A 19,144-nucleotide genomic window follows, 5' to 3' on the forward strand; every position below is an offset into this window, starting at 1 on the left:
GCAGCCGTCGATGATTAGGAAGGCCAGGAACAAGTTCCAGTCGCCAATGGCCGCGAGCAACTGAGCCAGTCGCGCGTCGCTCGCTTTGTGACTCGCTGCTTGTCGAAACAGGGCATACGGTTCATCGTGAAATTGCACCATGGCGAGCAAGTCTTCGTCTGGGCAGTACTCGGCAAGAAATGCCCTCGCGAGCGAAGCATGACTGCGTGGATCCGTAATCGCGACACCCTGTTTCGCATCCGGTTTAAACGTGTCGTGCGTGTGAATCAGCAGCAGTAACTTGTCAATTTCTTCCGCAGTCAGTTTGGGACGCAACTGCTTTGAGTTTTGTTCAAGCTCGGCGATATGCGCGCGAATCGTCCCCTCGGGATGTCCCGAGCGGGGCTCTCCCCAATCGAGATTGGTCTGGTACCGCGGATCGGCGGTGACTTTCGTCAATATCTCTTGGTAGTTCATCGAGTCGGGTGATTTCAAAAGTGTCTTCAAAGGTTCGATGTAGTTTTGCCTGCTCATCCATCAGGCGATAGCCACTGGCGGCTGCCGCACAGGCAAGCGTCAGCACCAGCAGCTCGCGAATCGAAAAATGCAGTTGGTCCGGCGGTGTCCATTCGAGTCTTTGCAGTAGCCGTGCCCAGCGCAAACTCAGCCACGCCTGCACCGCGAGGAATACGATCACGGCGATCGTCACCAGGCAATGGGCAGCGGTCAGCACGCTCGTCGCTACCAGCACCCAAGCGGCCAGATGCATCGCCAGCAGACCGGCAATTCCCACATCCCAGTTGGCGGCATCGATCGCCTTGGTCTCGCTCGGCCGAAAGGTACCCAGCATGTGCAGCCAGACCAGCCAAACACACAGTCCGCTACCAACGACTCCCGACAGACCTTCCAGCGGATTGGCAGTGCGGATTGCCAAGCGGAGGAATACCCCGGCCAAGAGCGAACTCAGGCACACCATCAGCAGCGACATGGCCGCCAATACGAAGGCTGGTCGTGGCGGCGAGATGAACGCAATAGGTGCGATGGGCGACGGGATCATGCGTTGGATTGTAATGAGGCCCAATCGCCTTTGCTGGTTCGCGATATTTCCACCAAGGCTTATGGGGCTCGTTTGTCGCCAACTTGACACCCCTGGGCAGCACCGATATCTTTTTGAGTGAACACGGAGGCGAAGACTGCTGGCGCTGTGGGGCCCTTGGCTCTGCAGAAGAAATAGTCTTCAGGCTGCCGGTTTTTCGTTTTCGTGTTTTGTTGGTATAATAGTTCGAGCGTTTTTACCGGCGCGAGCTGCTCGACAGGGTAGGTCGCGTTTTTTTGTCGATTGAGGCAAACAAATACGGGTGATTCGCGGCGAATGGCCAGCTTGCAAGTCCTTGGCATTACGAAGGTTTTCGCGAATCGCGGAAGCAGTGGCGCGAGCGGCGTGCAGGCGGTGCAGCAGGTCGATTTGGAAGTGGGCAATGGCGAGTTGCTGGTTTTGTTCGGTCCCAGCGGATCGGGCAAAACGACGCTTCTGCGAATGATCGCAGGGCTGGAGCAACCCTCGGCCGGACGGATTTTGGTGGATGGCGTCGACGTGACGAACACCAGTCCGCACGAGCGAAACATCGCCCTGGTCTTCCAAACCGGCAGCTTGTATGGCCATCTGAGCGTCGCGCAGAACCTGGCCTTTGGCCTGGAGAGACAAAACGGACGATCGGGTTGGTTTGGTTGGGGCCGGATTGGTTCCAGCGAGGTTGGTTCCAGCAAAGTTTCGGCAGCCTCACTCACCAGCGAGCAAATCGCGGGGCGAGTGCAGGAAGTCGCGAGTCGGGTGGGCATCGAGTCGCTGTTGCAGCGCAAGCCGGCCGAGTTATCGGGCGGTCAGCAGCAACGGGTGTCACTAGCCAAAGCCTTGGTTCGCCGGCCGAAGTTGCTGTTACTCGATGAACCCCTGGCCAGCCTTGATGGACCGGTCCGGCAAACGCTGGCGAGAGAGTTGAAGCAGCACCTGCGCGAGCAGGCGTTGACGGCGATCCACGTGACGCACGACCTGACCGAGGCTTTAACCTTGGCCGATCGAGTGGCGGTGCTCATCGCAGGTCAATTGCGGCAACTGGCTTCGCCCCGAACGGTGTACGAACAGCCCGCAGACAGGCAAGTGGCGGAACTGTTTTCGCCGCGCGGCTTGAATGCGTGGAACGGAAAATTGACGACAACCTCCCGTGGTTGGCAGTTCGCAACGGACGATGGTTCGGTGCGGGCCACTGGCTCGGGCAAGTCGCCAGCAAGACAGAACATGACTTCTCGCCCGGTGGTCTTGGCTATTCGGGCGGAAGATTGCGAAATAGAGACCGACGGAAGAGACAGCTCGCCCGGTGAGACCATCCAGCTGGAAGTGATTCCAGCGGCTGGCGCAACTGTGGCGAGCGAATGGCTGGGGAGCGACTGCGTTGGCAGTCTGCCACTGCAGCCTCGCGAGAGTGGACGACTGGTGTTTCGCTGGAGCGAACATCAGCCCGTGACGACATCCGAGTCGTCACTCCGCTTGAGCGTGCGACTGGCAATGTGGTTTGACGAAACGGGCAAGCGAATAACTTTAGAATAAAACACTGGAAGGCAGGACGAATATGAATCCCGCTGACATGATGCGGATCGTCGATTCGATCCACCGCGAAAAGAACATCGAAAAAGACGTCGTCTTCCAGGCGATCGAATCCGCGCTGGTGAGCGCGGCCAAGAAGAGCTTCGGCGAACTGGCCGACATCACCCTGCATATCGATCGCACTACCGGCGCTCTCTCCGGCACGCTCGATGGCGAAGTGATGGACCCGGAAGAAATCAGCGGCCGCATTGGTGCTCAAACCGCCAAGCAGGTCATCATTCAAAAGATTCGCGAAGCCGAGCGTGACTCGCTGCTGGGCGAATTCGGCACGCAGATTGGCCAGATGGTCAACGGCACCGTCACCCGCATCGAAGGCGGTGCGACGATCGTGGCCCTCAGCAACAATGTCGAAGCGATTCTGCCTCGCTCGGAGCAAATTCCCGGCGAATCGCACCAAACCAACGAGCGGGTCCGCGCCATCATTTTCGAAGTAAAGCCCCAAGGCTCGCGCGTGAAGGTGGTCCTCAGTCGCACTCGTCCGCAACTCGTACAGCGCCTCTTTGAGCAGGAAATTCCGGAAGTCTCGGAAGGCGTCATTACCATCAACGCCATCGCTCGTGAACCGGCTCACCGCAGCAAGGTCGCCGTCAGCTCGACCGATCAGCGCGTCGATTGCGTGGGCGCTTGCGTGGGTATCCGCGGCAATCGCATCAAGAACATCGTCGATGAACTGTCCGGCGAACGAATCGACATCATCCGCTGGAGCGACGATCCCGAAACGCTCATCCGCGAAGCACTCAAGCCCTCCGAAGTCGACCAGGTGCTCCTCTGTGATATGATCGGCCGCGCTATCGTGCTCGTCCGCGAAGATCAACTGTCGCTCGCCATCGGCCGTAAGGGTCAGAATGTTCGTCTCGCCAGCAAGCTCTGTGGCTGGGACATCGAGATCATGACCAACGACGAGCTCGAGCAGCAGATCGATCGTGCTGTCGCGGGCTTCATGCAGATTGAAGGCATGACCGAAGAGTTGGCTCAGCGGCTCGTCGAACAGGGTTACCTGTCCTACGACGATCTCGAAGTGATCGAGCCCGATGCTCTGATGGAACTCGGCGGCATGACGGAAGAGCAAGTCGACAAGATCGTGACGCAGGCCGAAGTGCTCGCCGTCGAAGCGGGCAAAGTGGCCGATGCCGAAAAGCAGCGGAAGCGGATCGAAGACAACGAAGCTGCAGCCGCTGGCAAGCCGGTGACCAAAGGCAAGTCTGCCAATCGTGGCCCCGCCAAGGCACCTCCGCCGGCAGAAGTTCCGCCGGCAGAAGTTCCGCCCGCCGAAGCTCCCGCTGCAGAAACTCCTCCGGCCGAACCGGCCGCGGAAGCACATGCTGCCGAAGCTCCACCGGCGGAGTAGGTTCGTATCTCGCCAGAACAAGCGGTACCTCCGCGATGTTCCGGCAAGATACGGAGCCAGCGTCTTTCTTTTCCTCGGGCGATCCTTCGCCCGGGCCGGTGTCTGGAATGCGCGGCCATTCATCCCCCAGCGGCTCACGAGCGCCGGCCGAACGTCTCTTCAATTTGCTAGCAAATTGACCAGTCGGCTAGCTACACTGGTATCGTTACCTGGCGAAGTGCTTCCTTCGAATTATCCTCGGTTAGCGACCATCCATGAAACGCCTCCGTGTCGGTTTGACATCCTTGCTGCTGTTGCCTGTCATCCTCCTCTCAGCAGTCGCCAATCCCGAGGTTCCCGCGCCGCCGCAAAGTGGCCCGATTGCCCTCGTCGGCGGCACGATTCATCCGGTCGAGGGCGATGTGATCGAAGCAGGGACGATCCTGTTCGAAGGGGGCAAGATCACGGCGCTGGGCAAAGACGTGAAGTTGCCGCCAAAGACCGAAAAGGTGGATTGCCGCGGCCAGCACATTTATCCCGGCCTGTTCGATGCCTATACCGATATCGGGCTCGTCGAAATCAACTCCGTCCGGGCAACTGCCGACTTTCGTGAAGTCGGCAGCATGAACCCGAACGTACGCGCACTCTCGGCCGTGAATCCCGATAGCGAGATCATTCCCGTCACGCGGGCCAATGGTGTTCTGCTCGCACTCACGGCACCACGAGGCGTGTTTGTCGCTGGTCGCGCGGCGGTCATTCAAATGGATGGCTGGACCCCGGAACAGATGAGCCTGAACGAGGCCGCTGGCCTGATGGTGCACTGGCCGCAACCTTCGTCGAATCCCGCGCCGGCTGATCCCAGCGATGATCCCATTGCCAGCTTGCCCAAGGACGATGCCGTCAAGCAGTTCCGCAAGGTGCTCCATGATGCCCGCACCTACGCCGCCGCTCGTAAGGCCGACGAGAACTATCCGACCGATCTCAAACTCGAATCGCTGCAGGATGTCTTGGCGGGCAAGGTGCCTGTGATGATGCACGCCGAGAGCATGGAGCAGATTCAATCGGCCGTGGCCTTTGGCGACGAGTTCAAACTCAAGCTGGTGATCGTCGGCGGTTACGACGCCCCCCGCTGTGCCGACCTATTGAAGCCGCGCGGCATTCCCGTGATCGTCACTTCGGTCTATCGCCTGCCCCGTCGCCGCAACGACGACTACGACGCTCCCTACACGCTGTGCGAACGACTGCGGGAAGCAGGCATCAAATTCTGCATCTCCGGCACCAGCCGGTTCGGAGCTTCAACCGTCCGTAACTTGCCCTACCACGCCGCAACCGCAGCCGCCTATGGCTTGCCAGCCGACGAAGCCCTAAAGGCCATCACGCTCTATCCCGCACAGATCACAGGCGTCGACGATCGCGTCGGCTCGTTCAAGCCGGGCAAAGACGCCACGCTCATCATCACCAGTGGCGACCCGCTGGAAACAGCCACGCAAGTGACCGGCGCCTACATCCAAGGTCGCAAGCTCGCCTGGAACGACCGGCATAAACGGCTCTTCGACAAGTATCAGGAAAAGTACAAGCAGCTCGAAGAGAGCAAAAAGTAAGCTCGCGCTGCCTGCCGATCATTTGGCTGCCGATCATTAGGCTGCCGATCACTTCGACGTCAATAAAAAGTCGTGCGGCTTTTTCTCAGCGGTCACCACTGCCGTCAGTGTTGACTGCGTATTGAACTTGGCCGGCAACACTTGCTTTCGTTCTTCCATCAGCATGCCTGGGTCACCCGACGGAATTTGTTTGCCCGTGGGTTTGTGCCAGACAATCTCCACGCGATACGTCGCGGGCGGCAGGCCTTGCTCGACGGGAATCGCATACTTGCCGGCCACAATCTCGGCCGAGCCCTTCGAGCCACCTTCACTCTGCGGCAAAAAGACAATACTGCCGCCATCGACCGGTTCGCCGTCGAACGTCACATCGCCGCTGATCGAGTTCAGTGGACTGCTGCCACAACCGGCGAAGGCAAACAGAGCAGCGCCTATCAAAACGAAAGAAAGACGAGTCATCGAGAAACCTTGTAGGGGAGGGGCAGCAATTCGCTACGGCAGTTGCGCGGGGTTGCCATCGGCATAGCGATACAGGTTTTGATAGAGGAAGTTATTCGGGTTGGCGGGCTCTGCGACCGTGTGGGCACAGCTGGCCGTGTAGCCTTTGTGCGATTCAATATTGTCGCTGACGAATTTGACCGCGCCGTCGCACATGGCAAAGTTGCCACCACCGCCGGAATGCATACTTCCCCAAGCGTGTCGATTGCAATTGGGATCGCTGTTGGGATTGGGGCAAGGTGTATTTAAAGGAACATCGGCCCGGCCATAAGTAACGGCGTCAGTCACACTCTCAATGCGGCCGATGTAAACCGCGCCAATACTCTTCTTCATATCGCGTTCGCCGCAGAGGAACGTGTTGCTGGTGCCATCGGTGATGGTGGCCATTTTGATTGGCTGCCACAAGCCGTCTTGCCGATCGGAATCGAAAATCTGACAGCTGAGCGGATAGTTGCTTTTGGCGTACTGCTTGGCAAACGTGTTGAGCTTGCCCGTTGGATCGCTGGGACAGAGCAACATGGGAAACACTGTTTGCGTCGTGGTGTTCACAGCCGGAATGTAACCGGTGAAATCTCCAGGCTGCAGCAGTTCATACATCTGCTTTTGCTCATAGAAATTCATCAGATGCACATTCGCGCCCCAGTTGCCATTGCCGCCTGTCTTCAATTTGTAGGTGGCGGGAAACAACAAGAAGGTGTCATGAAAGCCGTGAGCGGCGAGCGCCAACTGCTTCAGATTATTTTGACACTTCATCCGCCGCGCCGATTCCGCGCGGCTTGTACCGCAGGCAACAGCAAAGCCACCAAGACGCCGATGATGGCGATCACAACGAGAAGTTCCACGAGCGTAAAGCCGCGCAGCTGCCGACGTTGCATGGAAGGGCCTTTCTGGGGAGGGAAAGGTGCGGGGAGGTACCGGCAATTGCCAGAAAGTAACACACGTCGCACCGCGTCGCCAATATTTTTCCAGGCTGTTTCTCGCCAGCCTGCCGCGTTGGTAGGATGGGCGTTAGCAGGGGCCTGCTAATACGTGCGCCAAATCAATGTTCACCCTTCGCTGGCAACTCGCCGGCTGCTGGTTACTGCTCTGCTCTCCGGCGTTCGGTCTGCTCTGGGCAGAAACGCCGCGCGAGCGAACCGAGCGAATGCTCGACGAAGTGACTCCGGTGATGGAGTTCGTCGATACGCCACTGAACGGTATTTGCGGGTGGCTCTCGGAACAGCATGGCATCTCACTGAAGTTGGCCACGCTCGGTGAGGAAGTTGGGCACATCTATCCCACTATTCCCGTCACCTTCCACCTGCGCGGTCGCAGCATGCGCAGCACGCTCAACATCATGCTGGACCAACGGCAGATGGACTATCGCGTGACCGAAGAGGGGACGATTTTGATCATCGCGGCCGTGCCTGAATCGGTGAGCCGGCGGCCGATCACCAAGCGGCAACACGACGCAGGCTGGAAGAACTTTCAGTTGTTGGAAAGAACGATCGTCGACTTGCAGTTTGTCGACACACCGCTGAAAGATATCGCGAGCTATCTGGCCGACGAGATTGGGGCGCCGATTGTCTTGGACCCCGACGCCCTGAACGGAGTCCAACTGCAGCCGGATGCACCACTGACGATTATCCTGCAGCGGATGCCATTGCAGCGCGCACTGACAGGCCTGCTCGCTCCCTACGACCTGCGCGTGGCTTTGCGCAACGAAGTCATCTATATCACGGCCCGCGACGATCGCATGCCGCAGCGCGAGATCCCTTACGAACTGCGCCGGCTGGCTCTGTGTCCTGTCACGCTCGATTGTGTCGATGCTCCGCTGACCGATGTCCTCGAGAATTTGGCGGAGCAGTTACAGACGACAATCCTTTACGACCATCGCCGCGTCGAGGCCAGTGGGATTCGCCTGCGACCTGACCCAAATCCTCAGACCATCAGCCATCGCCGCCAGCGATTACCACTGCGCGAAGCTTTTCATCACATCCTGACTCCCCTCGGTCTGCGCGCCGTCGTCTACAACGAACTGATCTTCATCACGCCCCTTGCCCCGAAACGAGACTAGCAAATGCTGCTGGACACGAATGTGCTTGAAGCAATATCTCGCATTATCGCTGCGCGGTTGAGCGGGAAGACTTTGCGATGTGGCTAAAAAAGGGTGTGCGGATTGAGCGGATGGGAACGAAACTTGCATATAACATTATAAATAAGTATTGACAATATGCCACCGAGTTAGTGGCATGCGGAGTGGTGAGGGGCGTGGTGATGGATAGGCGAGCGAGGATGAACGGGTGCGAGACAACAGGCGAGTGGGGAAAGGTTGAGGGGACACGGATTGTGCAGAGCAGCAGTGGACTATGGCAGCGGGACTGGGGATGCCAGTGCGGGCGAGGCGCGAAATGGTTATCAGTTGGCGAGTGATGGGGGGCTGTTCAGGGGGTACCGAGTGGTTATCAAACGGTTATCGAGTTTTCTTGAGTTTGACAAGAATTCAGATTGCAAGTGGTTCAAACAAAAGGATTTATGGGAAATGGTTATCAGCGAAAAAGTCGCCAAAAAGTTATCAAACATCCAGAGCTCAAATGGCTGTTAAAGACGTTTCGGAAAGTGTCGAGTGCTGCGATACGCAGGTAGTTAATTTTTGTGTGGAAAGTGACTTGGCATTTTGGCCATGGAAAAGGAATGGAGGTGGCGATGGTAGTAATTGACAATTATCGACAAGGTGGAACGGAGTTCGTGGCGTAGGGACCGGTGCAGGCAGCCAACCCCACCGACCAAAATGTCCGTCTGGTCAAATCTGCACGGAATTGGTAGCTAACCCGTTGCCGGGAACAATCTCCAGCCAGTCTGCCACTGGCCGATAGGGCCCCTGGTTCGCTAGAATAGTAGGTGTTGATCTGTCTGTTGCTTTGCTTGGAGTTCGCACAATGAAGTCGTTCTTGGCCGCCCTTTGCTTTGTCGTCGCTTCGGTTACCCTGACCGGCTGCTTGACTAGCACCCCCAGCACGGCGGCTGTCGAAACTCCACCACCAGCAGGCACGACCCTGGTGAAGCTCAAGCTGCCGGGCATGGTTTGCGGTGGCTGTGCCGAGCACGTCAAAGACACGCTCGTGACCGTCGACGGTGTCTCGAATATTGTGACCAATCCGGAGAAGCACGAATGCTCCTTCTGGTCGACCAAGACCGATGACGAAATCAAAGCCAAGCTGGATGAACTGGCCAAGAGCAACGACAAAATCGCGGGCTGGGAACGCGTGAATTAGGCTTCGAGCCTGCAAAGACCACCGCGCCGAACACTCCGGGCATCGTCAAGAAATGCCGTAGCCCGCAGTGTCAGTAAGAGAGTTCGGCCAGCGCGGTGTTGATATTCAACCGACCGGTTCGCAGAGTGGGCTGGGCAGAGATTCACTCTGCGGGATAAGCCGGTGCGAAATCAGGTCGTGCGTGGTTCTCTCTCACTGACGCTACGGGCTTGCCGGCGTCTTCCTTTCCCTTGCTCAAGCACTACAGCTCAAGCACTGGATTCCCTTGCTCAAGCACCCGGGCTCTCGCTGGGAACGTACAAGCAAACTTCGCTGGCCCGCGTCATCACTTGCAAGTAACGACGGTGAGCTTCGAACCGGTTAGCGAACAGTTCGCGATGCCAGTTTCCATCGGACCGGAAGCGCCAGGCGACACAGTAGTTCGCCGATTCAACGCAATCGAAGTCGGCAGGCCCTTCGGTCAGGCAATCGAGCGTCTGTTGATTTGTCGTGGCAACCATCCCAGTGTTCCTGTCATCGCGTTTGCTTGTGGTTTCGTTCTAAAGTACTGAGCGTAGGCCCGCGGCTTTTGTTACTGGTCGTCACCAGGGAAATGGCAAGATCTGGCTCAGCCTTTCAGGGATTTATCAAGCTCGCGGGGCAACTATTTGCATTTAGCGCTGGGAGCGGTCACGATATCAGTCCCCTTTGATCCTCTACGCTGGAGCTTCAACCGTGGCTATTGCCGTTGCCTTCATTCCGTACCTGCCCAAGGCCAAGCTGTCTCCTTCCGCCATTCGCGCTGCGTTCGTCGAGCGGTGGCCCGAGGCGGCCGCACTCACGGTCAGCAAAAAAGAAAAAGCGAACGACCAGATCGTGCTCGATCTGGATGAGCAGACTTCGTTCATCGCCCAGATCGTACGAGCCCCGATTCCGACCAACGACTTGGAGGCAATGTGCTCGCGAGCCTGGATGTGGCCGGGAGCACCTGCTCAACTGAAGCCCTGCGTCGGGCACTTGATCGTCACCTGCATCAACCCGGATGAATCTCCCTTTCATCAGGCGATTCAACTCACACGCTTCTGCACGGCCATTCTTGCCACGTGCCCGGAAGCTCCCGGTGTGATGTGGGGAGCCATCGGTCACCTCGTGCCGTCGCAGATGTTTCAGGAGTTTGCGACGACCGTGATGAACGAAGGACCGGCGTGGTATATCTGGGCCGACTTTCAAGAAGGAAACGTCGGCAATGGCCGGACCAGCGGCTATACGCGTGGCCTCTCGGAATTTGGCCTGATGGAATTCGAAGCCGAGAACACCCCCGAACCGCCCGGCGAACTGCGTGAACGGTTCTTTGGCCTGGCGATGTATTTGCACGAGAACGGTCCCGTGATCAGGGACGGAGACACCATCGGCGAAGATGAAAACGAAAGGATTCGGGTTCGCTACTCACCCTCAAAGTTTGGAGCTGCCGGGCCGGTGATGCGGCTCGAGTACGAACCCGTGCAAAAGGCGAAGGCCAAAGGCTGGTTTGGCTAACTCACCGGTGCAACGACGGACTCTCCGGTTTGACGCAGCCAGCCGTACGGCCAATCACGCTAGCGAGGGGTTTCTTTGGCGCGTAGGATACGGTGCATGCACAAGTCGCACCTTCGCTTCACGCTGCTGCAACTGCTGCTGGTTATGGTTGGAGTTGCAATCGGAGCTGCGATTATCGCACCGATGATTCGGAACCAGACCCGCGGCGGCGCAAGGCTAATCCATCGCAGAGACGGTGCCTGGCCTGAAACGATTGTTGACGCGAAGAAGCCATGAAAATTGGGCTAGAGTAGCCTGATCGTAGCAGTCGACTGACGGCCTAACCAAGGCACCCGGTTTGACGGATACGTGGCAATCGCCTACAAAGTAGGGATCGAGCAATCGATGTTGGCCACTGCCCGAGAGTGGCCCTCGCGAGGGGGAAGCGTGAACCTGGTCAGGCCTTAATCGGAGCAGCCATAAGCGACGTACTCTTGTGCGGGGGCCTCTTTTTGGCAGTGGTTTATTTTTGTCGGCCCAGCCGTTCCGACGGTCACGCACTTCTGGCGGAGGCAGGTTTTAGAATCGCCTGCGCCCAATGATGACCTCTCTTCCTGGCAATCATCCGTCTGATGATGCTCCCGAAGCCATGACCACGGGCAATTATGTGGTCGTGGCCCGCCGCTATCGGCCGCAGGACTTTCAGCAGTTGGTCGGCCAGCCTCAAGTGTCGCAGGCACTCGGTACCGCGATCCACACCAATCGTGTGGGGCACGCGTACCTGTTCACCGGTGCTCGTGGAGTGGGCAAGACCAGCACCGCGCGCATTTTTGCCAAGGCGCTTAACTGTGTGAAAGGCCCGACGACCGAGCCCTGCGGCGAGTGCGATATCTGCCAGGGAATTGCCGCGGGCAGCGATGTGGATGTGCTGGAGATCGACGGCGCGAGCAATCGCGGCATCGATGAAATTCGGCAGCTGCGGTCGAACGTGAATGTGCGTCCCAGCCGGGCTCGCTACAAGATCTATATCATCGACGAAGTCCACATGCTTACGACGCAGGCGTTCAACGCGCTGCTGAAAACACTGGAAGAACCACCGGAGCACGTGAAGTTCATTTTCTGCACGACGGAAGCAGATAAGATTCCCATTACGGTTCTCTCGCGCTGTCAGCGGTTCGATTTTGCGCCTCTGCAAGCGCAGGCCATCGTCGATCGCTTGCAACATATTTGCGATCTCGAAGGCGTGACGGTTGAACCACAGGCGCTGCAGATTCTGGCGCGACGGGCCAATGGCTCGATGCGTGACAGCCAGTCTTTGCTTGAGCAGTTGCTCTCGTTTAGCGGCAAGCAGTTGCTCGCCGCCGATGTCCACCAGATGCTCGGCACTGCCCAATCCGGCCGCTTGTCGGCAATCAGCAAGGCCTTGGCTGCGCACGATGCGGCCACTGCGTTAGGGTTGCTGGACGAAGCCCTGCGGCAAGGTGTCGATGCGGGGCAACTGGCCGAACAACTGCTGGCGTACTTGCGCGACGCGATGGCGGCGCATCTGGGTTGCTCGACGGACCTGCTGCTGTCGACCGAAGCCGGCGATGTCGACGAGCTTCGTCAGTTGGGCGAATCGCTCGGACTGGAAACTCTGCTGGCCGCTGCGCAGATTCTGGATCAAGCGCTCGTGCGGATGAAGCAAAGCACGCAGACCCGCACGCTGGTCGAACTGGCCCTGGTAAGAATTGCCAACCTCGAGCAACTGCAGTCCCTGCCGGCTCTCATCGCCCAGTTGCAGAGTGGCGGACCGATCAGCCTGCCTGCCGCACCAGCTATAGCCCGAGCGCCACAATTCTCTGCTCCACCGGCGCGCGATTCGCAGCCAGTTGGGCAGCCTGTAAACCAATCGCGACCCGCAGCAGCTCCACCCGCGCCACAAGCTCGGACGGAACCACCCGTCGATCAAAAAAAAACGACCGACGACGCTGAAACCGCAATAGAGCAGCCAATTGTCGCCACCGACGACGTTCCGTGGGACGACGACATGGCACTTTCTTCTTGGCGGCAAGTCCTTGGCCAGATTCAGGATATGACGGCTGACTATGCCTCTCGGGCCCACTCGATTGCAACTTCTGGGCCAAATCGTCTAGTCGCGCGCTTTAGAAAAGCGTATACTCATGCCAAGGAGAGCTGCGAACGCCCCGAGCGTCGCCAGCGGCTGGAGCAAGGTCTTTCCGAGCTCATGAGCCGCCCGATTCGCGTGGAGTTCGAAATTCTGCCTGATGAACCGCAAGCGGCTGTTGCTCCAGCCCGCCCGCCGCAGACGGCCCTTCGCCGCCGGCAGCGAATTCGGGAAGTGGAACGGAACTTGCTGGTGCAGCAAGCAATCGTCACCTTCGAGGCCGAGATCGTCAATGTGATCGATCCGCCAGTTTCGGCAGATGACGAGACTAGCGGAGCAGCAGACTCATCTGTCGCTCCGGCCGCTGAATAGGTTCACTCCACGGGTGAGCGGACCAAGCAGCGGCAGTCTGTCAGTCCTCTCCGTTGAGTTTCCATTTCCTGTTCAGCCCGCTCAAATCGCAACTGCCCGCTTATGGCCCAAGTTTCGGATTCCGTCAGCAAAGTGATCGAGGAGTTTGCCAAACTCCCCGGCATCGGCCGCAAGTCTGCCGAGCGGCTGGCCTATCACATTCTGCGGGTGCCGAAGGCCGAAGCTTTCGCCCTGGCGGATTCGATCCGCAGTGTGCGTGAAAATGTTCATTACTGCGCCAGTTGCTTCAACTTGGCCGAAGGGGAGCTGTGCAACATTTGTGCGGACCCTCGGCGCGATCGCACGCAGTTGTGTGTGGTCGAGCAACCGCGCGACTTGATGGCTCTGGAACAGGCCGGCGTCTTTCGTGGTTTGTACCACGTGCTGCTCGGGCGAATTGCTCCGCTCGATGGCATCGGTCCCGATCAACTCACGCTGCCACAACTCGTCCAACGAGTTCGCCAAGGCGAGTTCAAAGAGATTGTGATGGCCACCAATCCGACCGTCGAAGGCGACGGCACGGCGCTCCACATTTCGAACTTGCTTGCCGAATATCCGGTCAGCATGACGCGTTTGGCTCGTGGCATCACCACGGGCAGCATTTTGGAATACACGAACAAAGAGATACTGGCCGACGCCATTGCGGGTCGGCAGCGTTTGTAGGTTCACGTCCAGGCAGAGTTCACGTTCAGCAGTTCAACCTGTTAGAAAACCCAACCAATCATGCGACTTTCATTTGGCCTAGAAGCTCGGCAGCTGCAAAAGCAGATTCTCGCGCCGCGAATGATCCAGTCGATGGAGATCTTGCAGTTACCGCTGCAAGCTCTGCAGGAACGAATTGAGCAGGAACTGGGCGAGAACCCGTTGCTCGAATTGCAAGAACGCGATCCTTCGCTGCCGGAGGAACAATCCGATTCGGACGGACCCAACGACCGCAGCATTGAAGACAAGCCGCTCGTCGTCGACGAGGCTCATAACAACGCGGACGACTTCGAGCGTTTGTTGCAACTCGATCGCGATGTGCCGGACTACTTCGACGAAACGACTCGCCGCAGTGCAAACCGGATGGACGAAGATTCCGATCGCGCCCACGACACCATTTCGAACGTGGCCGAACGTCCCGAATCGCTGCAAGATTATCTGATGCATCAGCTGGGCGAACTCGAAATCGATCCCAAGATGATGGCCATGTGCGAGCGAATCATCTCAGCCCTTGATGCCAAAGATGGCGGCTACCTGCGCAGCAGTTTGCGCGATCTGTTGCCCGCCGATGCTTCGCCCGACGATCAACAATTGGCCGAGAAAGCACTCACGCTGGTGCAAAGCCTGGATCCGCCGGGCGTCGGTGCTCGCGATCTGCGCGAGTGCCTCTTGCTGCAATTGAAGCCCGAAGTCGATCTGTACGACGAGCAGAAGACGCTCATCAGTAATCACCTGGAAGATTTGCGGGACAATCGCCTGCCGCAAATCACCAAAGCGACAGGCTACAGCATCGACCGCATCAAAGAAGCCTGGGAAGAACTGCGCAAGCTCAATCCCAAGCCAGCGGCCCAGTTCGCCGAAGTGCACACCCCGGCTGTCGAACCCGATGTGGAAGTTCAACGGGGCGAAGGTGGCAAGTGGCATGTGATTGTCGAAGAAAGCCGCACGCCGCAGTTGTTCATCAGCAAGCATTATCGCGAGCGTCTCGCCAGCGGCGAAGCGACTCCCGAGGAACGCGAATACATCAAGCGGAAGGTGCAGGCCGCGCAGTGGTTGATCGAATCGATCGAACAACGCCGCAATACGCTCACCAAGGTCGCCCAGGCAATCGTCGAGCACCAGACTGCGTTCCTGGAAGATGGTCCCGAGCACATCCATCCGCTCAAGATGCAGCAGATTGCCGATAAGGTCGGCGTGCACGTGACGACGGTCAGTCGCGCGGTCGATGACAAGTACATTCAAACGCCACGCGGCATCTATCCGCTGCGTCGCTTCTTTGTCGGCGGTACGCAGACCGAGGGTGGCGAAGATGTTGCTTGGGACATCATCCGCATTCGTTTGCAAGAAATCATCGACAAGGAAGACAAGTCGAGCCCGCTCAGCGACGACGAAATCGTCACCGAGTTGAAGAAACAAGGGCTGGAAGTCGCTCGCCGCACGGTCACTAAGTATCGACAAAAGATGTCGATCCCCAGCAGTCGCCAGCGTCGCGACTGGGCCAAAGTTTAACTTGCTTCTAGACGCCACCGCCCCTGCGGCGGTGGTTCATTGGCTTATGCACTAGCAAAACTGATTGGCCCGCTGCCCGCTCGTAGCGTAAAAGCCGTTAAACCCCCGTCGCAGGGGCTGGGGCGAAAGTTACCGCTCTCACAGTTCGCGCACAAAGATATTGCCGAACTCCATTGGCTCGCCGTGATGTTGCAGGCCAATGGGGCCCTTTTTGGGCACATCGGGTAGCTGGGCTTTGTCAATGATCAGTTCGCCGTTGAGCACCACGCTCACGCGATCTCCCTGCATGGTAATGACAAAGCGATTCCATTGTCCGTTGGGTTTATCGACTCGCTTCTTCGGTGTCACTCCCGCGCGCACTTCAGCGGGATACTTCTTGTTGACACGAAACTCGGTGATTTCGCCGCTGCCGACAGGCCGGCTGCAGATGTTCACCTGCGCGTGCTCGTAGCCGCGGAGCAAGATACCGCTGTTGCCGGCATCGTCCACGGTCACCAGCTTGGGCTTGCCATTCTCGTCGAGGGCATCTGCGCCGCTGGGAAGCACGACCGGCCACTCTTTCTTCTGGGGCTTGTTCGGCAAACGCCAATCGACAACCAGCTCGAAGTCGCCAAAGTCCTGCTTTGTCCACAGATGTTGATCGAGCGGATTCTTGGCCTCGCTCTTCCCGTCATACAGCAGTTTCCAGTCGCTCAGCTTCCAGTGGCCTTCGTTCCCTTCGACCTTCTTCCACGCACTCAATTCCGGATCAGCAAGCAGCGGCACGAAACCTTGGGCCGTATTTGCGGTTGCTTCAGCCGGAACATTGGTCGAAGGAAGTTCGCTGATTTGGATGTTGCGGAAGTGACATTCCGAACCTTCCGACTCCAGGCAGATGTACCCCTTGCGCGGATTGCACTCGGTGCCGCCCGAGACTTCCTTGCCGTTCACATGCAGCTTGATGATGCCGTTGTTGCAGATGATGCGGTAGTGATTCCACTCGGGTGACGGCTTGCACCGCTTCTCGCTGGGCAAGCAGCGCTGCGATCCCTTCGGGTGAGGTCGATCCGGCTTCATCGACGCGCCCCAAATACTAAAGATGTCCCCATGGCTGGTGTAGCTCTCGGTTTCACGCCCGTCGAGCACTTGCACTTCAATCCCTCGCGAAAAAGGTGTGCCCACTGCGGTGAGCGGATCACCCCAGATGAAGACACCCGCATTGCCGCCGGGCTTCAGGTGCCGCCATTCCAATTCCAGCACGAAATTCTCGTACATGCGATCGGTGCGGATTGTTCCGGTGGGTTTACCGGTGCTTACCAGGATGCCGTCTTTCACGGTGAACGTGTCGGGCGCGACATTCACGATCTTCCAGCCGGAAAGGTCTTTGCCATTGAAGAGGGGCGTGAAGTTTTCTTTGTCAGCAGCCGTGGCAACAGTAGCTAGAGCGAAGACCATTCCCCAAACTAAGCCTGGGGCAGTGAGTGAACTGGAACGCATCGCAGTCTCCGCAGTTGAGAACTAGTCGTGGATCGATGCGACGTAGTCTACTGCGGAGCTGTGCAGGATGCCATTCAGCCGAGACCCGGCCCTACGGTCGCCAAACCAGCGGCAGTGGATGATCTTGGCTGGCACCGAGGACTGCATCGTTGATGTCGGTCCCGGCGGCTACTTGTCCCAGGCGATTGTGAAACGGATCGTCGATAGCGGAATCTTGTTGGTTGGCTAGTTTGATGAAGTTTACACGGCCATCTTCGTACAGCATGTTCTGGCCACGCCCAGCATGATTCTTGCTGCCTCGGCCTGGTTGCAGATCGTGAGGAGCATCGCCCATCAGCGCGTAATTGGGGCGACGGCTGTTGCGTGGCGGCAACACTTCGTCGTTTTGCGAGTAACCCATGTTGTAGCCATAGTCGCCACCCATCTTCTTCTGCAGGCCAGCCAGGATTACTTCGGGCGCAGCATCCACTTGAGCCAAGGTGGGAATGATTCGCTTTTCGGCAGGCGGTGTCCCCTGGCCCGGGCAAAAGAGCGACTCGTTGTCGGCGATCAGATTGCTGCTTACCAGTGTGGGTGCATAGATGCCCGCGACGCTGCGGGGGCCACTCGGAGCCACATAAGGGAAAGAACCATCGGGCTGCAGACCACTGTACTCGTGCAACGCGATGCCCAGCTGGCGAAGCTGGTTCTGGCACATGGCCACATTCGCCTGAAAGCGACTCGTGTACAAAGCGGGAAAGCTCAGGGCCGAGGCAACCAGCACGATAGCCGCAGCCACCATCAGGTCCAGGCGGCGAAAAGAAGTGAAGCCAGCTTCGCTGCGAGAAACGGGCGACAGTTTGACTTTGGTACGCGGGGTGGGTGATTCGGAATTGGTTTCGACGGCTGCAGTCGCTGCGAGGGTTTTGGCGGAAACGGCTTTCAACAGGAGCGTATCTGCGCCATACGATTCGGCCTGTTGTTCGACGTACTCGCAGGTGCGCGAGGCCAGGCACAGCGGCGGGTCTTCGTACTCGGGTTGTTCGAGCAGACCCATCGTGTTGAGTGAACGGCGGATCTTCTCGAATTCAGCGGTCAGCTCGGGGCTTTGAGCTAAAGCCTGTTCGACTTCTTCGCATTCCTTGCATTCGAGTGCTCCCAGCAGGTATCCGAGCAATTGCTCGTGAGTAAGGCGGATCATGGCGGCTCTTACGAAAAACGGCTAGGTGTGTTAGTCGGCGACGGTTTTAGTCAACGACGGATTCGTCGGCACGGTTGCCAGCGAGTGTTTCGCCGGGAAAGCGTTCATTCCAGGCTTCGGTTAACTTCAGCACGGCGGAGTGGACTCGGCTCTTGACAGTGCCCACAGGCACTCCCAGCACGTCGGCCGCTTCGCGATACTTCAGGTCCTGAAAGTACACCAACTCCAAGGCCTCGCGAAAACCGGCCGGCATGGCGGCGATGGTTTCGTTCAGCCATTGGCGGCGCTGCTCGGCACCAAATTGCACCGCTGGGTTCGGCTCGTTGGAGGCGAGCAGATCCAGCAGTTTGCCATCGGCGCTGTCTCCATCGGCAGCGGACTGCCGGTCGAGGCTCAGCATGCGGTGCCGCTTGTTACGGCGCTGCAGGTCGATGGCCTGGTGCGTGGCCAGGGTGTACAGCCAAGGACGAATGGACCGCCCTGCTTCGAACTGGTCTCGCTTCAAATGCACTTGCAGGAAGGTGGCCTGAAAGGCATCGTCGGCCTGCTCGGCATCTCCCAAATAGCGACGCAAGTAGTTGAACAACTCGCGTTCGTAACGGTGCACCAGTTCGGCGAACCATTCCCGGCGAGCGTGTTCCGACTCATTTGCGTTGCGATAGCCGAGCAACAGTTGTTCGTCCGACAGGGACGCCACTGGCGACTCGGCAACGTATTCAGCAGATGTGTTGAGGGTGGCTTTCATTGTTGTCTACGAACCAAGAGAGAAGAGAGTTCGTTCGTTTCCGCCGCATACACCCTGTCTGGCCGAAAAACGCCATCTAAAAGGCATTCGTCGGGCGGACTCATCAATTGCGACGCATTCCTAATTACTGTAGCAAACTCGAAGCGGCGGGGAACATCCTTTTCCGCGGTTTGCTGGGGGAATGCGGCGATTGCTGCAAGTG

Annotated in this window: 15 protein-coding genes, 1 other RNA gene and 1 pseudogene; 10 read left to right on the forward strand and 7 right to left on the reverse strand. The window is 58.2% G+C overall.

The annotated features are described in order from the left end of the window. Positions 1-331: 331 nt before the first annotated feature. Positions 332-1,036, reverse strand: a complete 705-nt coding sequence (locus NA78x_RS09505; RefSeq protein WP_425618202.1) for a hypothetical protein — start codon at positions 1,034-1,036, stop codon at positions 332-334. Positions 1,037-1,351: 315 nt separating this feature from the next. Here NA78x_RS09505 and NA78x_RS09510 point away from each other — a divergent pair, with 315 nt between their 5' ends. The 3 genes from NA78x_RS09510 to NA78x_RS09520 all read left to right on the forward strand — a co-directional run bounded on the left by NA78x_RS09510 (position 1,352) and on the right by NA78x_RS09520 (position 5,569). Continuing rightward, positions 1,352-2,584, forward strand: a complete 1,233-nt coding sequence (locus NA78x_RS09510) for an ABC transporter ATP-binding protein (RefSeq protein ID WP_425618203.1) — start codon at positions 1,352-1,354, stop codon at positions 2,582-2,584. Positions 2,585-2,606: 22 nt separating this feature from the next. Beyond that, a complete protein-coding gene (gene nusA / locus NA78x_RS09515; RefSeq protein ID WP_425618204.1) occupies positions 2,607-3,989 on the forward strand; it encodes a transcription termination factor NusA in 1,383 nt (460 codons plus the stop codon). A gap of 254 nt (positions 3,990-4,243) precedes the next feature. Next, a complete protein-coding gene (locus NA78x_RS09520) occupies positions 4,244-5,569 on the forward strand; it encodes an amidohydrolase family protein (RefSeq protein WP_425618205.1) in 1,326 nt (441 codons plus the stop codon). A gap of 48 nt (positions 5,570-5,617) precedes the next feature. Here NA78x_RS09520 and NA78x_RS09525 read toward each other — a convergent pair whose 3' ends face one another. Continuing rightward, a complete protein-coding gene (locus tag NA78x_RS09525; RefSeq protein WP_425618206.1) occupies positions 5,618-6,025 on the reverse strand; it encodes a hypothetical protein in 408 nt (135 codons plus the stop codon). 33 nt (positions 6,026-6,058) lie between these two features. Further along, positions 6,059-6,939, reverse strand: a pseudogene (locus NA78x_RS09530) (DUF1559 domain-containing protein). Positions 6,940-7,106: 167 nt separating this feature from the next. Between NA78x_RS09530 and NA78x_RS09535 the strand changes: the two are divergent. Together NA78x_RS09535 and NA78x_RS09540 are read left to right on the forward strand one after the other, a co-directional pair. After that, positions 7,107-8,120: a hypothetical protein gene (locus NA78x_RS09535; RefSeq protein ID WP_425618207.1), complete on the forward strand. Its 1,014-nt coding sequence runs from the start codon at positions 7,107-7,109 to the stop codon at positions 8,118-8,120. An 862-nt stretch (positions 8,121-8,982) separates the two neighbouring features. Next, the gene (locus tag NA78x_RS09540) at positions 8,983-9,318 is read left to right on the forward strand and encodes a heavy-metal-associated domain-containing protein (protein WP_425618208.1); all 336 of its coding nucleotides are present in this window, start codon (positions 8,983-8,985) and stop codon (positions 9,316-9,318) included. Between the two features lie 269 nt (positions 9,319-9,587). On the opposite strand, the gene NA78x_RS09545 is transcribed toward NA78x_RS09540, so the two are convergent. After that, complete coding sequence (locus NA78x_RS09545; RefSeq protein ID WP_425618209.1) at positions 9,588-9,818, reverse strand: hypothetical protein; 231 nt, start codon at positions 9,816-9,818, stop codon at positions 9,588-9,590. A gap of 214 nt (positions 9,819-10,032) precedes the next feature. Between NA78x_RS09545 and NA78x_RS09550 the strand changes: the two genes are divergently transcribed. The 5 genes from NA78x_RS09550 (at position 10,033) to rpoN (ending at position 15,541) form a co-directional block, all read left to right on the forward strand. Continuing rightward, positions 10,033-10,833 carry a DUF4261 domain-containing protein gene (locus tag NA78x_RS09550; RefSeq protein ID WP_425618210.1) on the forward strand — a complete coding sequence of 267 codons (801 nt, stop codon included), beginning with the start codon at positions 10,033-10,035 and terminating at the stop codon, positions 10,831-10,833. A 400-nt stretch (positions 10,834-11,233) separates the two neighbouring features. Next, positions 11,234-11,328: signal recognition particle sRNA small type (gene ffs / locus NA78x_RS09555), an RNA gene on the forward strand. An 82-nt stretch (positions 11,329-11,410) separates the two neighbouring features. Further along, on the forward strand, positions 11,411-13,291 hold the full coding sequence (dnaX, locus tag NA78x_RS09560; protein WP_425618211.1) for a DNA polymerase III subunit gamma/tau: 1,881 nt from the start codon (positions 11,411-11,413) through the stop codon (positions 13,289-13,291). Positions 13,292-13,393: 102 nt separating this feature from the next. After that, complete coding sequence (gene recR / locus NA78x_RS09565) at positions 13,394-13,993, forward strand: recombination mediator RecR (protein ID WP_425618212.1); 600 nt, start codon at positions 13,394-13,396, stop codon at positions 13,991-13,993. Between the two features lie 60 nt (positions 13,994-14,053). Then, positions 14,054-15,541: an RNA polymerase factor sigma-54 gene (rpoN, locus tag NA78x_RS09570; protein WP_425618213.1), complete on the forward strand. Its 1,488-nt coding sequence runs from the start codon at positions 14,054-14,056 to the stop codon at positions 15,539-15,541. A gap of 138 nt (positions 15,542-15,679) precedes the next feature. Here rpoN and NA78x_RS09575 read toward each other — a convergent pair whose 3' ends face one another. The 3 genes from NA78x_RS09575 to NA78x_RS09585 form a co-directional block, all read right to left on the reverse strand. Then, positions 15,680-17,017: a 3-keto-disaccharide hydrolase gene (locus tag NA78x_RS09575; protein WP_425618214.1), complete on the reverse strand. Its 1,338-nt coding sequence runs from the start codon at positions 17,015-17,017 to the stop codon at positions 15,680-15,682. A 91-nt stretch (positions 17,018-17,108) separates the two neighbouring features. Then, a complete protein-coding gene (locus tag NA78x_RS09580; RefSeq protein ID WP_425618215.1) occupies positions 17,109-18,197 on the reverse strand; it encodes a hypothetical protein in 1,089 nt (362 codons plus the stop codon). A 46-nt stretch (positions 18,198-18,243) separates the two neighbouring features. Further along, entirely contained in the window at positions 18,244-18,942 is a 699-nt protein-coding gene (locus tag NA78x_RS09585; RefSeq protein ID WP_425618216.1) for an RNA polymerase sigma factor, read from the reverse strand. Between the last annotated feature and the right edge of the window lie 202 nt (positions 18,943-19,144).

Origin of the sequence: Anatilimnocola aquadivae (genome assembly GCF_049819085.1) — a bacterium.
GTDB lineage: Bacteria > Planctomycetota > Planctomycetia > Pirellulales > Pirellulaceae > Anatilimnocola.

Excerpts from the sequence above, each read along its gene's own strand:
- NA78x_RS09505 (WP_425618202.1), bottom strand. The coding sequence starts at position 1,036 with ATGATCCCGTCGCCCATCGCACCTATTGCGTTCATCTCGCCGCCACGA.
- NA78x_RS09510 (WP_425618203.1), top strand. The coding sequence starts at position 1,352 with ATGGCCAGCTTGCAAGTCCTTGGCATTACGAAGGTTTTCGCGAATCGC.
- nusA (WP_425618204.1), top strand. The coding sequence starts at position 2,607 with ATGAATCCCGCTGACATGATGCGGATCGTCGATTCGATCCACCGCGAA.
- NA78x_RS09520 (WP_425618205.1), top strand. The coding sequence starts at position 4,244 with ATGAAACGCCTCCGTGTCGGTTTGACATCCTTGCTGCTGTTGCCTGTC.
- NA78x_RS09525 (WP_425618206.1), bottom strand. The coding sequence starts at position 6,025 with ATGACTCGTCTTTCTTTCGTTTTGATAGGCGCTGCTCTGTTTGCCTTC.
- NA78x_RS09535 (WP_425618207.1), top strand. The coding sequence starts at position 7,107 with ATGTTCACCCTTCGCTGGCAACTCGCCGGCTGCTGGTTACTGCTCTGC.
- NA78x_RS09540 (WP_425618208.1), top strand. The coding sequence starts at position 8,983 with ATGAAGTCGTTCTTGGCCGCCCTTTGCTTTGTCGTCGCTTCGGTTACC.
- NA78x_RS09545 (WP_425618209.1), bottom strand. The coding sequence starts at position 9,818 with ATGGTTGCCACGACAAATCAACAGACGCTCGATTGCCTGACCGAAGGG.
- dnaX (WP_425618211.1), top strand. The coding sequence starts at position 11,411 with ATGATGACCTCTCTTCCTGGCAATCATCCGTCTGATGATGCTCCCGAA.
- recR (WP_425618212.1), top strand. The coding sequence starts at position 13,394 with ATGGCCCAAGTTTCGGATTCCGTCAGCAAAGTGATCGAGGAGTTTGCC.
- rpoN (WP_425618213.1), top strand. The coding sequence starts at position 14,054 with ATGCGACTTTCATTTGGCCTAGAAGCTCGGCAGCTGCAAAAGCAGATT.
- NA78x_RS09575 (WP_425618214.1), bottom strand. The coding sequence starts at position 17,017 with ATGCGTTCCAGTTCACTCACTGCCCCAGGCTTAGTTTGGGGAATGGTC.
- NA78x_RS09580 (WP_425618215.1), bottom strand. The coding sequence starts at position 18,197 with ATGATCCGCCTTACTCACGAGCAATTGCTCGGATACCTGCTGGGAGCA.
- NA78x_RS09585 (WP_425618216.1), bottom strand. The coding sequence starts at position 18,942 with ATGAAAGCCACCCTCAACACATCTGCTGAATACGTTGCCGAGTCGCCA.